Origin of the sequence: Streptomyces sp. NBC_01515, assembly GCF_045040345.1 — a bacterium.
Lineage (GTDB): Bacteria > Actinomycetota > Actinomycetes > Streptomycetales > Streptomycetaceae > Streptomyces.
The window spans coordinates 9,861,852-9,874,857 of sequence record NZ_CP109416.1 but is presented as its reverse complement, the minus strand read 5'-3'; the positions used below and the strand labels follow the sequence as shown (position 1 = coordinate 9,874,857).

The 13,006-nt window shown below is 69.6% G+C and carries 10 protein-coding genes; 2 read left to right on the top strand and 8 right to left on the bottom strand.

Annotated features, from left to right (window positions below; genetic code table 11):
- Positions 1 to 125: 125 nt before the first annotated feature.
- Genes OG407_RS43610 through OG407_RS43580 form a run of 7 tightly spaced genes read right to left on the bottom strand, consistent with a single transcriptional unit; the run spans position 126 to position 10,178 of the window.
- The gene (locus tag OG407_RS43610) at positions 126 to 593 is read right to left on the bottom strand and encodes a DUF4231 domain-containing protein (RefSeq protein WP_403586310.1); all 468 of its coding nucleotides are present in this window, start codon (positions 591 to 593) and stop codon (positions 126 to 128) included.
- A gap of 47 nt (positions 594 to 640) precedes the next feature.
- Positions 641 to 3,655, bottom strand: coding sequence for an alpha-mannosidase (locus OG407_RS43605; protein WP_405866120.1), 3,015 nt, complete (start codon positions 3,653 to 3,655; stop codon positions 641 to 643).
- Between the two features lie 56 nt (positions 3,656 to 3,711).
- On the bottom strand, positions 3,712 to 5,790 hold the full coding sequence (locus tag OG407_RS43600) for an endo-beta-N-acetylglucosaminidase (protein ID WP_405866118.1): 2,079 nt from the start codon (positions 5,788 to 5,790) through the stop codon (positions 3,712 to 3,714).
- On the bottom strand, positions 5,787 to 7,043 hold the full coding sequence (locus OG407_RS43595) for a glycosyl hydrolase (RefSeq protein WP_405866116.1): 1,257 nt from the start codon (positions 7,041 to 7,043) through the stop codon (positions 5,787 to 5,789). The genes OG407_RS43600 and OG407_RS43595 overlap by 4 nt, the downstream gene beginning before the upstream one ends.
- A 47-nt stretch (positions 7,044 to 7,090) precedes the next feature.
- On the bottom strand, positions 7,091 to 7,993 hold the full coding sequence (locus OG407_RS43590; RefSeq protein ID WP_405866114.1) for a carbohydrate ABC transporter permease: 903 nt from the start codon (positions 7,991 to 7,993) through the stop codon (positions 7,091 to 7,093).
- Positions 7,990 to 8,877 carry a carbohydrate ABC transporter permease gene (locus OG407_RS43585; protein ID WP_405866112.1) on the bottom strand — a complete coding sequence of 296 codons (888 nt, stop codon included), beginning with the start codon at positions 8,875 to 8,877 and terminating at the stop codon, positions 7,990 to 7,992. Before OG407_RS43585 ends, OG407_RS43590 begins: the two co-directional genes overlap by 4 nt.
- Positions 8,878 to 8,885: 8 nt before the next feature.
- Positions 8,886 to 10,178: an ABC transporter substrate-binding protein gene (locus OG407_RS43580; protein ID WP_405866110.1), complete on the bottom strand. Its 1,293-nt coding sequence runs from the start codon at positions 10,176 to 10,178 to the stop codon at positions 8,886 to 8,888.
- Positions 10,179 to 10,449: 271 nt separating this feature from the next.
- Between OG407_RS43580 and OG407_RS43575 the strand changes: the two genes are divergently transcribed.
- Both OG407_RS43575 and OG407_RS43570 read left to right on the top strand, forming a co-directional pair.
- Entirely contained in the window at positions 10,450 to 11,457 is a 1,008-nt protein-coding gene (locus tag OG407_RS43575; protein ID WP_405868908.1) for a LacI family DNA-binding transcriptional regulator, read from the top strand.
- A gap of 71 nt (positions 11,458 to 11,528) precedes the next feature.
- Positions 11,529 to 12,332: an SAM-dependent methyltransferase gene (locus OG407_RS43570; RefSeq protein WP_403586292.1), complete on the top strand. Its 804-nt coding sequence runs from the start codon at positions 11,529 to 11,531 to the stop codon at positions 12,330 to 12,332.
- A gap of 78 nt (positions 12,333 to 12,410) precedes the next feature.
- On the opposite strand, the gene OG407_RS43565 is transcribed toward OG407_RS43570, so the two are convergent.
- Entirely contained in the window at positions 12,411 to 12,959 is a 549-nt protein-coding gene (locus OG407_RS43565) for an ATP-binding protein (protein WP_405866107.1), read from the bottom strand.
- Positions 12,960 to 13,006: the final 47 nt, after the last annotated feature.

The following is a 13,006-nucleotide window of genomic DNA, read 5'->3' as shown; positions in this document are numbered from 1 at the left end:
CTGAGCCGACACTCAGACACCCGCGCGGTCCCGGCGCGCCCGCGGCAAGCAGCGCAGGAAACCCGCCCCATCGCCTCTCACGCACCCGCAGCGGACGTCAACGGGCACCCGCCCCGTCCCGGCGTTCACGCGCCCCCGGTGGGCAGTGGCGGTTCGCCCCGCTGGCCCTGGACCTCCGTCCATCCGCGTAGTTCGCTGGTGCCGACCTCGTCGATCGCTCGGTGCAGGGCGGCACGCGCGTCCGCGTCGCGGTCGGACTGCGGGAGCAGGAGGTAGTGGTCGATCGCACGGCGCAGGGTCTCCCGTGCCTGGGCGGCCAGGACCCAGCGTGAGCCGGGGCTGAAGAGTTGGCGCATGCCGGTGAAGAAGACGGCGCTGCCCGCGATCAGGGCGGTGAGCCAGGCAGGTGCGTGCAGGCCCGCCGCCACGACCGTCGCGGACGTGGCGGCGAGCGCGCCGAGTTCCGTCGTGTAGTGCAGCCACCTCGCCCGGTCGCATGCCCCCGCGTAGAACTCCAACTCCTGCCGCGCGAGCGCCAGTAGCGGATCCGGTTGCGAGGCCCAGGCCTGGCCGACGGCCGTTCTTCGTCTCATCGCCACATCATCGGGCGATCACGGCCGTCGGCGAAAGCCGTACCGGGTCAGGAGCGTCCGAGGCGAAGCGTCATCAGCTCGAACGGGCGCAGCCGCAAGGCGAGTTGATCGCCCTCACGGGTCACCTCCTCGGCGTCGGCCGACGGCCGCTCCAGCAGGTCTACGACCTCCACCGCGTCGAAGTCGAAGCCCACCGTCAGTGTCGCCCTGGCCCGCCCCCCGTGCGCCTCGTGGAACCGGACCACGACGTCCCCGCTCCCGTCATCCGCCAGTTTCACCGCCGTGACGACGACCGCGTCCCGGTCGACGCTCACCAGCGGCGCGACCTCCCGCCCACCCTCAACTCGCCGCTCCGGCAGGTTGATCCGCCACCCCTCGCGCACCGCGTCGCCGATGCCCGCGCCGGGCACCAGCGCGTGCCGGAAGCGGTGGACGCCCTGGTCGGTCTCGGGGTCCGGGAAGCGCGGGGCACGGAGGAGGGAGACACGGACCGTGGTGGTCGTACCGTTGTCGCCGTCGCCGCGGACCGTGCGGGTCACATCGTGGCCGTACGTCGAGTCGTTGACGACGGCGACGCCCCAGCCGGGTTCCTCCATGTGGACGAACCGGTGGTTGCAGGCCTCGAACTTGGCCGCCTCCCACGAGGTGTTGGTGTGCGTGGGCCGGTGGAAGTGCCCGAACTGGGTCTCGGACGCGTACCGCTCGGCGTGCACATCCAGCGGGAAGGCGAGCTTGAGGAACTTCTCGGTCTCGTGCCAGTCCACCTCGGTGTCGATGAGCAGTCGCCGCTCCCCGGGTGCCAGGGACAGGAGTTGGGTGACCTTGGACTCGCCGAAGGACCGTACGATCCGCACCGCGTTCCCGTCGGCCACGACCTCGTCCGCGTCCGTGAGATCGGTGACCGTGTTGCGGTAGAACTCGTCGACGTCCCAGGCGTCCCACATGTTCGGGAAGTCCGGGTGGAGTTGGAGCAGGTTGGCGGCCCGGCCGGGGGCGATCGTCTCGCGGTCGGCCTCGATGTCGTGGGCGGAGACGACGAGTCCCCGGCCGTCGATCTCGACACGGAGCAGGCCGTTCTCCAGTACGTGTCCACCGCCGACCCGCGTCGCGAGTGCCGTCTCGCCCTGGACGGCCGGGGTCTGGGCGCCGCCCGCGGGGACGCCTTCGCGGGTGTGGGGAGCTGAGTTGAAGACCAGGGGGGTCGTGCCCTCCCCCGCCAGCGCGCGCTGGGCCGCGTCGATGATGGTGTTCAGCTCCGAGGCGATCCGCTCGTACGTCCGGCGGGCCTCGCGGTGCACCCAGGCGATGGACGAGCCGGGCAGGATGTCGTGGAACTGGTGCAGCAGCACCGTCTTCCAGATCCGGTCCAAGTCCTCGTACGGGTACGGGAATCCGGCCCGGACCGCAGCCGTCGCCGCCCACAACTCGGCCTCGCGCAGGAGGTGTTCGCTGCGCCGGTTGCCCTGCTTGGTCTTGGCCTGGCTGGTGAGGGTGGCGCGGTGCAGTTCGAGGTACAACTCGCCGACCCAGACAGGCGGTTCGGGGTATTCGGCCTCGGCCTTCTCGAAGAACTCCTTCGGGGTCTCCCACGCCACGGTCGCGGAACCTTCGAGGTCGCGCAGACGGGCCGCCCTGGCGACCATCTCGCGCGTGGTGCCGCCGCCTCCGTCGCCCCAGCCGGTGGGCGCGAGGGAGTGCCGGGCGACGCCCTTGTCCTTGAAGTTGCGCGCCGCGTGCGCGATCTCACGGCCCTGCATGGAGCAGTTGTAGGTGTCGACGGGCGGGAAGTGCGTGAAGATCCGGGTCCCGTCGATCCCCTCCCAACGGAACGTGTGGTGCGGGAACTTGTTGGTCTGGGACCAGGAGATCTTCTGCGTCAGCAGCCACTTGGAACCGGCCGCCTTGATGATCTGCGGGAGTCCGGCGGCGAAGCCGAACGTGTCGGGCAGCCAGGCCTCCTCGTTCTCGATGCCGAACTCGTCGAGGAAGAACCGCTTCCCGTGCACGAACTGACGGGCCATCGCCTCCGAGCCCGGCATGTTGGTGTCCGACTCCACCCACATGCCACCGGCCGGCACGAACCGCCCGTCCGCCACCGCCTTCTTGACCCGCGCCCACACCTCGGGCCGGTGCTCCTTCACCCAAGCCCACTGCTGGGCCTGCGACATGGCGAAGATGAAGTCCGGTTCGTCCTCAAGAAGGGCCGTCATGTTGGACGTTGTGCGCGCCACCTTGCGGACCGTCTCCCGCAACGGCCACAACCACGCCGAGTCGATGTGCGCGTGCCCGATCGCGCTGATCCGGTGCGCGGACGGGACGGCGGGGGTGGACAGGACGGCCGCCAGCTGTGAACGGGCGCGTTCCGCCGTGCCGTTGACGTCCTGGAGGTCCACGGCGTCGAGCGCCTTCTCGATCGCCCGGAGAAGATCCCAGCGGCGGGCGGAGTCCACCGGCAGCTCGGCCATCAGCTCGCCGACGACCTCCAGGTCGAGGACGAGGTTCCACACGTGCTCGTCGAGGACCGCGAGGTCCATGCGGATCAGCGTGTACTGGGGCTCGCTCCCGGCCGTCTCCTTGTCGCCCAACCGCGTCGGCACGAACGGGTGGTAGTCCATCACCACCGGGTTGGACGCGGCCTCGATGTGCAGCCGCACCTCCTCGCCGCCGGCGACGGGCGCCCCGATCCTGACCCACTGGTTGCGCGGGTTGAGGCCCTTCACGGGGGTGCCGTCGGGCCGGTAGACGAGGCCCTCGCACTGGAAGCCGGGCATGTTCTCGTCGAAGCCGAGGTCGAGCAGCGCCTCGACGGTCTTCCCGGCCCACTCCTGGGGGACGGTCCCGGTGACACGGAACCAGCTCGTACCCCAGGGAGCACCCCACCGAGCACCCACCTCGATCGGTTCGGGTGTGCCCGCGAGCCCCTCGGCCACGGGCACCGGCTCGTCGGGCGCGTGCCAGACGGCCACCTCCAGCGGCACGGACTCGGGGTACACGGCGGGACGGATGCGCTCTTCGAGGACGCGCTTGAGGCGGGCTTCGACCAGGCTGCGGTCGTCATGCATGTGGGGTGCTCCGTAGCTCGGTTGCGGGTTGGGTCACGGGTGTTGCCGGGCGGGTGTCACCAGGTGTGCGCGACGGTCACGGGGGCCGACGCTGAGTAGAGCTCCCCTGTAGCGCGCAGTTCGAACCACGCCTCCTGCTCGCCCTGTTCGGCCTGCAGCCCACCGACGAAGAAGGCGAGCTGGCAAGTGCCGCCGAGGAAGCGCCGGGTGCCGTCGGGGAGGAGCCGGTGCAGCGTGTAGTGGCGTACGGCGCCGGGCGCGGCGTCCCAGGCGAAGCGCAGGTCGCCTCCGGTGGCGGCGGTGATCCGCAGGTTGGAGGGGGCGGCGGGCGGCTGGGTGTCGTTGACATCGCGAACAGCGAGACCGCCGAGCCGCCAGTTCACAGTGCTCCCGCTCGCATCGCCCGCGGTGAGCCGTACACCCATCGCATACAGCGTGCCGGAAAGCCCTGTGAGCGGCACGGTCACCGTCTGCCACCCGTTGACGCCCGTCACAGCCCGCACGCCGTTAACCGAGTTCACAGGCAGATACGTGTACGGCGGTGTCGACCCCGCGGTGCTCGGTTCGGCGGTGGCGACGGCCAGCTCGACGTTCACACTGTCGCTGTCGCTGCCGCTGCCACTGTCGGTGCGGAAGGTCAGGTCGACCACGGTGTCATCATCGATCGGCAGCTGTGAACCGTACACATCCACAGTCGTCGGTTGATCGAGTACACCCGAGACCAGCACGCTGCTGCCGCCCCGCCACGCGTCCGCGAAGTCGAAGGTCACCGTGGGCCGTTGGCCCGCCGTCCGCACCACCCACCGCCTCGACGGCAGCCGGTCCTGCAGCCCGAGGTGGTTCCAGGCCGCGTCCGAGGTGACCGTCCCGTCCTCGTACCAGCACAGCCCGTGCCCGGTGTTGAAGACGCTCGCGAACGGCAGCGCGCCGCCCACCGTCGACCGGTCCGCGACCGACACGGCCGGCGCCCGCCAGGTGTCCGTGCTGTCCGGCTGCGACGGGTCGAGCGAACGCCCGGTCCAGAACCGGTCGTCGGCCGCGTGGAAGTCGCCCGGGGTACGACTCGCGGGAAGGTGGTTGCGGGTCCACTCCGGCCGGTAGAACCCGATCGACGTGATGTGCGCCTTGGTCGTCGGCACCATCGCGTCCCAACTCACCGACGTACCCGACCCGTTGGACTCGACGTCGACACCGGCCCACAACTCGTAGCGGCTGCGCCCGAGCCCGTCCGCCTTGGTCCCGGAGGCCGCCAGCGTGCTGGTACTCCACCGGAAGTCGATGAACATGTCGTTCGCGGCCTGGAAGAACGCCTGGTTCGAAGAGTTCAGCGCGCCCTGCCAACTGACCGTCCCGTTCACGGTCATGGCGTCGTACCAGGTCACCCGCTGCCCCTGCGCGGCGGCGAGGGACTTCAACTCACCTACGAATCCCTGCATGTCGGTGCCGAGGGCGGTGTTCCCGCCGCTGGTCTCGGCGTTGACGAACCAGCCGTCGAAGCCGTACGCGGCTGCTACGGCGACGAGTTGAGCGGCCAGCGGGTAGTGCCCGGCGGAGTCCTTCTGGACCAGGTCGCGGGTCCACTGGAGCTGTCCGCCGTAGGCGACGGGCGGCAGGAAGATGTTGCCGAGGACGGGGACGCCGTGCCGGTGGGCGGCGTCGACGATGGGGGCGTTCGGGGCGAGGATGATGCCCTCGCCGGAGGAGCCGCCCCAGAAGACGAGTTCGTCGAGGTAGGACCAGTGGGTGAGGGCGTAGTAGTCGGCGGTGGCCGCGCCCTGGGAGGGGTTGCTCGACGTCGGTCCGAAGGAGACCAGGGACTGGATGCGGGCCTGTCCGGAGCGGGCGGTGCTGTTGGCAGGGGTCGGGGTGAAGCGTGCGGCCAGGGGGACGGCGGCGGCGTTGAAGGCGAGGTCCGCGTCCGCGGCGGCGGTCCAGGTCTTCAGGCTGTTCCAGGTGATGCCGGTGCCCGGGGTGCCGGCGGGGAGGGAGTCCGGGTACCAGTAACCGGCGTACGGCTGCCCGGTGTTGGCGGCGGCCTGCGCGGCGGCGAAGGCGGGCGTGGGCAGTTGGGGCAGCAGGGTGGCCGCCGCGCCGACGAGCAGGACGGTGCGTCTGGTGGGGCCTTGGGGGTTCACGAGCTGGTGCCTCCTTGTGGGGTGGGGAGTACCTGTTCGGGAGTGACGACTTCGGTGATGCCGCGCGCGGCGAGGTGTTCCTTGTCGTCCGCGCGTACGTCGAGGACGGTCGCCGGGCGGGCTCCGTCGGCGACGAGTCGGAAGTAGGCGTCGAAGACCGGCCCGCCGGGACCGCAGACCGAGCGGACCGACGGATCGGCGGGCACGACGAGCGCCGTGGTGCGGGTGGCGGGCGTGTACGTGGGCTCGCGTGCCGCCTCCGCCAACACCAGCGCGATGTCCTTGGGTTGGCGGTCGTTGGTCAACAGGCCCAGCCCGTATTCGAGTTCGGGGAAGTCTGCGAGGTCGCGGGACACGTCGTGCGAGCACCACCAGGTGATGCCCCAGAGGTCGGGGCAGTCAAGGGCGTTGGCGATGGTCGCGGAGGCGAAGTCGGCCGCGTGCTCGGCGGGTACGAGGGGCTGGGGCGCGCCGACCTCCTGGAGCCAGACGGGCCGGTGCGGTTCCTCGGCCCACGCCTTGCTCAGCTCGATCAGGTAGGCGGCATGGTGCTCGGAGGGGACCGAACTGCGGCCGTGGCGTTGGGCGGTGCCGTTGAAGACCCAGGAGTGCACGGCCGTCATCGCGCCGTGCCGGGCGGCCTGGGCCGGAGTGAAGGGCATGTCGTCCTGGTACCAGGTCGCGTCGTACTCGGCGTGCAGATGCGGCTTGCCGGGCGCGCCCTCCGCGCAGGCCGCGAGCATCCGCGCCAGCCAGGTGTCGATCTGGTCCTCGGTCGCCCGGTCGGGGTCCGGGTGCGGGCCGGCCGAGAACTGGTTGACCTCGTTGCCGAGGGTCATGCCGATGAAGTTCGGGCGGTCGGCGAGGGCGGCGGCGAGCGTGCGCAGGTAGGCGGCCTGGCCGTCGAGGACGTCCGGGTCGGTGAAGAGGTTGCGCCGATGCCAGGTCCGGGTCCACGCGGGCAGGTAGTCGAAACTGCTCAAGTGCCCTTGCAGACCATCCACGTTGACGTCGAGCCCGCGCTCACCGGCCGCGTCCACGAGCTGAACCAGCTGCTCTACGGCCTTGGTTCGGATCAGGGTCCGGTTGGGCTGGAAGTAGGGCCACAGCGGGAAGACACGGACGTGGTCGAGGCCCAGCTCGGCGATCGAGTCGAGGTCGGCGCGTACGGAGTCGAGGTCGAAGTCGAGCCAGTGGTGGAACCACCCTTGGCTGGGTGTGTAGTTGACGCCGAAGCGCACGGCAGAAGACATCGGGATCCTGGTTCTGTAGTGCGTACGGAGGAGAATCGGGCCGTGGGTCAGCCCTTGACGGCACCTTCGCCGACACCCCGGAAGAAGTACCGCTGGAGGCAGGCGAAGAGGGCGATCAGCGGTGCCACGGCGATGACCGTGCCGGCGGCGACGAGGCGTTCGTCGTTGGCGAAGGTGCCGTGCAGATAGTTGAGGCCGATGGTGAGCGTGAACTTGGACGGGTCGCTGAGCACGATGAGCGGCCACAGGAAGTCGTCCCAGGCGCCCATGAAGGCGAAGATCGCGACGACCGCGATGGTGCCCTTCACGGACGGCAGCGCGATCCGCAGGAACCGCTGCCACACGTTCGCGCCGTCGACGAAGGCCGCTTCCTCTATCTCGTACGGCAGGTTGAGGAAGGCGTTGCGCATCAGCAGCACGTTCATCGCGCCGACGCAGCCCGGGAGGACCACGCCGATCAGGGTGTTGTTGAGGCCCAGCTCCCGCATGGTGGTGAACTGGGCGATGATGATGCCCTCCACCGGCACGAGCATCGCGAGGATGAAGACGAGGGTGGCCACGCGGCGGCCCCGGTAGCGCAGCCGGGCCAGGGCGTAGCCGGCGAGGGCCGAACCGACGCAGTTCGTCACGACGTTGCCGGCGGCGACCTTCAGCGAGTTGAAGGCGTAGTCCCAGACGGGGATGGTGTCGGCGACCCGCTTGTAGTTGTGCAGGGTGGGGTGTTCGGGGAGGAAGGTCGGCGGTGAGCTGTAGATGTCCTCGGTCGGGCCCTTGAGCGAGGTGGAGAGCTGCCACACGAAGGGGCCGACGGTGATGGCGAGGACGATGAGCAACAGCGCGTAGCGCAGGGCGAGTTCCCAGACGCGGATGCGGCGGCCGTGCTCGTCGGTGATGCGGGGTTCACGAACTGCCGTCTCCTGGACGGGCCTTGTGCGCTCGATGACGCTCAAGCGTCCTCCTTCCGGTCGGCCCGCAGTACGAGCAGCATCAGCGCGACGGTGACCACGAAGACGACGACCGAGAGCGCGGAGGCATAGCCGACCCGGCCGGTCAGTCCCGTGCCGGTGCGCTGGACGAGCATGACGAGGGTGGTGTCCTCGCCGGCCGGTCCGCCGCTCGGGCCCGCCATCAGGTAGACCTCGGAGAACACCTTGAAGGCGGCGACCGAGGACAGCGCCCCGACGAGCACCATGGTGGAGCGGACGGCGGGCACGGTCACCGTGAAGAAGCGGCGCACCGCGCCCGCGCCGTCGACCGACGCGGCCTCGTGCAACTCGCGTGGCACGCTGGCGAGTGCGGCCAGATAAATGATCATGTAGTAGCCGAGGCCCTTCCAGACCGTGACGGCCATCGCGCTCAGCAGGAGCAGCCACTGGTCGCTGAGGAAGCCGATCTGTCCGACGCCGATCGTCTCCAACAGCGAGTTGACCAGGCCGCGTTCGTCGAGCAGCCACACCCAGATCAGCCCGACCACGACGATCGACGCGACGACCGGCGTGTAGAAGGCGGACCGGAAGAAGGTGATGCCGGGGATGTTCTTCTGCACCAACAGGGCGAGCAGCAGCGGGAGTACGACGAGTGCGGGGACCACCCCGACGATGTACAGGGTGCTGTTGCGCAGGCCGGTCCAGAACATGTCGTCGTGCCACAGTTCGCGGAAGTTGGCGAAGCCCACGAAGTGGCCCGGGATCAGGGTGCGCCGGTCCGTGAAGGAGTTGATCACGGTGGAGGCGAAGGGGTAGAGCACGAAGGCGCCGACGACGAGCAGCCCGGGGGCGGCGAACAGCCAGGGGCTGGTGGGCAGTTGGCGCCGCACGCGGGACACGTCGGCCATGGGGACCCTCAGCCTTCCTGCTGGAGCAGCGTGTTGCACGCCTTGACAGCGTTGTCGAGAGCCGTCGTGGGGCTCTCCTTGCCCTGCAACGCCTTGGCGACCTCGTTGCGCAGTGCGGTCTTCATCTGCTCGCTGAACAGCACCGGCGTGTAATTGACCGCGTTCTTCAGGGACTTGGCGGCGGCGATCCGTACCCGGGTCTCGTCGGTGCCGTCCTCCTTGGTGAAGTACGGGTCGTCGAGGGAACCGGCGGTGCTGGGGAAGATGGCGACCTTCTTCGCGAACGACATCTGCTGCTGGGCGTCGGTGACGTAGTGCGCGAAGGCCACGGAGGCCGGGGTGTGCTTGGTCTTGGAGTTGACCATCACGCCCATCACGTACATGTTGACGTGCCCGGTGCTGGTGATCTGGTCGGTGATGCCGATGTTCTTGTACAGGCTGGGCGCCTGCTTCTTGAAGTTGTCGAGGTCCAGGGCGCTGCCCGGGTTCATCGCCACGGCGCCGGTGAGGAACTTCTTGCCGGACGACTCCGGGGTGGCGGTCAGCGCCTGCGAGTCGAGGGCCTTCGCGTCGTACAACTCCTTGTACTTGGTGAGGAGTTCGATCCCCTTCGCGTCGTTGAAGGCGAACGCGGTGCCCGCCTTGTTCATGAGCTCGACGCCGTAGCGGCCGAAGTCCTCGACGGTGGGGACGTTGGCGAGGGTGGCGACCTTGCCGTCGGTCTTCTTGGCCAACTGGAGGGCCTGGGCGAAGAGTTCGTCGTACGTCTTCGGCGGCTGGTCGGCGTTGAGTCCGGCCTGCTCGAAGAGGGACTTGTTGTAGAAGAGCGGGCCGGTGTTGAGGTACCAGGGGAAGGCGTAGGTGCCGGTCATGCCCGGTATCTCATGGCTGGCCCAAGCACCCGGCAGGTACTCGCTCTTGTACTTCGCGGCCGACTTGTCGAGGTCGAGCGCGAGGCCCGCCTTGGCGAGGGGGGCGACGAGGTCCGGGGAGACGTTGACGACGTCGGGCAGGGTGCCGCCGGCGGCGTCCGCGCTGATCTTGTCGGCGTAGCCCTCGGCGGGCTGGTCGATCCACTTCACATGGGTGCCGGGGTACTTCTTCTCGAAGCCGGAGATCACGCCCTCGAAGTACGGCTTGAAGTTGGCGCGGAGGTTCCAGGTCTGGAAGGTGATGTCGCCCTCGACCTTGCCCGAGGCGTCGGTCGATCCGCCGTCGTCTCCCCCGGAACCGCAGGCGCTCAGCGGCATGAGGACGACGGCGGCGGCAACTGCGGCGAAGACTCTGCGGGAGATGCGCACGGCGAGTGGCTCCTTTGCAGTGGGGGTTGGCCAATCGTGCCGGGGCAGACCTTGCACGCTCCCCGGCGGGCGAGTCAATGGATTCCGCTCAGCTAAATTCATTAGTTGGCCGGTTCCGGCCAACTGCACTGGTCAGCGAGGCGTGTTGGCATTCTTGCGGTGGATCACTAATGCGCTTTAGGGTGTGCTGACTCAAGCGCATTAGTGCGCGGCACCGGTGGAATGGAGTGCGAGCTTGTCAGGCAAGCGGTCGCCCGCGCGTCGGCCGACGATGAAGGACATCGCGCAGCGCGCCGGCGTGTCCGAGAGCGCGGTCTCCTTCGCGCTCAACGGCCGGCCCGGCGTCTCCGAGATCACCCGCGACCGGGTGCGCCGGGTCGCGGAACAGCTGGGCTGGCGGCCCAGTACGGCGGCGCGGGCGCTGTCCGGTGAGGGGGCGGCGACGGTCGGTTTCGTCCTCGCCCGGCCCGCGGACACCCTCGGCGTCGACTCCTTCTTCCTCCAACTCGTCTCGGGCATCCAGGAAGTGCTGGCCGAGCGCCATCTCGGCCTGCTCTTCCAGATGGCCGAGGACGTCGACGACGAGTGCGCGGTGTACCGGCGCTGGTGGGCCGAACACCGCGTGGACGGCGTCCTGGTGGCCGACCCGCGCACCTCCGACCCGCGGCCCGACCTCCTCGACGAACTGGGCCTGCCCGCCGTGGTGATCGGCGGCGCACCCGACGAACGCCACCCCGGCCTGTCGACGGTGTGGGCCGACGACGCGGGCGCGATGGCCTCGGTCGTCGACGAGTTGTACGCGCGCGGCCACCGGCGGATCGTGCACATCGCCGGCCTGCCGGGCCTCGCGCACACCGAGCGCCGTATCCGCGCCCTGCGCGCCGAGGCCGCCCGTCGCGAGCTGACCGAGGTGCGTTCGGTGACCACCGACTACTCGGACGCGGCGGGCGCCGCCGTCACCCGCCGGGTCCTCGAAGTCCCCGCTCCCCCAACGGCGTTGATCTACGACAACGACGTGATGGCCGTCGCCGGGGTGGCCGCCGCGTCCGAACTCGGCTTCTCCGTACCGGCGGACGTGTCGGTGGTCGCCTGGGAGGACTCCGCGCTGTGCCGCATGGTCCGGCCGTGGCTGTCGGCGCTGTCCCGGGACAGTGTGGAGTTCGGCCGTACGGCGGCCCGGGAGTTGACCGCGCTGCTGGACGGCGGTCCGGCGCGCACGGTGCGGGTGCCGGTGCCGCGGCTGATCGAGCGGGACAGCACGGGAGCGGCGCGGGCATGAAAGGGGGCGTGTCCCCCGTTTCGAGTCCGAATCGCCGGACACCGCCGGGTACTTCGTGTGAGGCTTTGCCCATGACCTCCGAAGACCCGCTGGCCGACCGGCTTCAGCTCGACCGGCCGCACTCCGCCCGTGTGTGGAACTTCCTCCTGGGCGGCAAGGACAACTACGCCGCCGACCGCGAGGCCGGCGAGATGATCGTCCAGATGTTCCCCGACATCGCCCTCCTCGCCCGCCTCCAACGGCGCTTCCTGGTAAGGGCGGTGCGCTATCTCACCGAAGAGGCGGGCATCCGCCAGTTCCTCGACATCGGGACCGGCCTGCCCACCGTCGACAACACGCACGAGGTCGCACAGCGCATCGCGCCCGAGAGCCGCATCGTGTACGTCGACAACGACCCGCTGGTGCTGGTGCACGCCCAGGCGCTGCTCACCAGCACCCCGGAAGGCGCCTGCGCCTACCTCGACGCCGATGTGCGCGACCCCGAGGGCATCCTCGAAGTCGCCGCGCAGACCCTGGACTTCAGCAAGCCGATCGCGCTGACGATGCTGGGCATCCTGGGCCAGATCCCGGACTCGGACGAGCCCGAGTCCGTCGTGGGCCGCTTCCTGGACGCCCTGCCCCCGGGCAGCTACCTCGCGCTGAGCGACGGCACCGACACCAACGCGGCGCTGAACCAAGCCATTTCGGTGTACAACGCCAACTCGGCCAGCTCATACCACCTGCGCGGCCCTGAGCGGATCGAGGCGTTCTTCACGGGCCTGGAGGTCATCGAGCCCGGCATCGTGCCCACCTCACAGTGGCACCCGGAGCCGGTCGACGTGGGCCGCGACCCGTCCGACGTGGACGCGATCTGCGGCATCGGCCGCAAGGTCTGAGCAGTAACAGAGAGGAGGGGCACCGGAGTTACCGGTGCCCCTCTTGTCGTTCCGTATCCCCCGGACGTATCCCCCGGGTCAGATCTTGAACAGCGCCCAGACCGTCTTCCCGCCGCCCGCCCGCAGGTTCCATCCCCACGACTCGCTCAGCGCGGAGACCACCTGCAGTCCGCGCCCGGACTCCGCGAACTCGTCGGGGTGCCCCTCCACGGGTATGCGATCGCTGTCGTCGGTCACCGCGCACACCGCGTACGGCAGCCGGTCCCACACCGCGAGCCAGAGTGAAGGCTGCGGCTCCGCACGGGAGTTGGGCGCCCGGCCGTAGCGCAGCGCGTTGCTCACCAGCTCCGACACGGTGACCGTCACGTCGTCGACGAGTTCGTCCCCGGCCCGGTCGGCCAGCGCCGCGCGGGTGAAGTCCCGTGCCACCTGGGCCGATTGAGGCATCGGAGGCACGACCAGCACGGAACAGAGAGCGGGGTCGCGCCCGTCGCCGACGGCCGGGACCAGGGTGACGGTCCGCCCCGGCTCGGGTGGGCCCACCTGGTCGACGACCCTGCACAGCCACTCCCAAGTCCCCTCGATCCGCAGGGTGTCGACCGGTCGTACGACTTGCTCTGCGGACATCGCGACCCCTGAGACCCCTGGGAAGAGAGAACACCTGCGCGCACTAC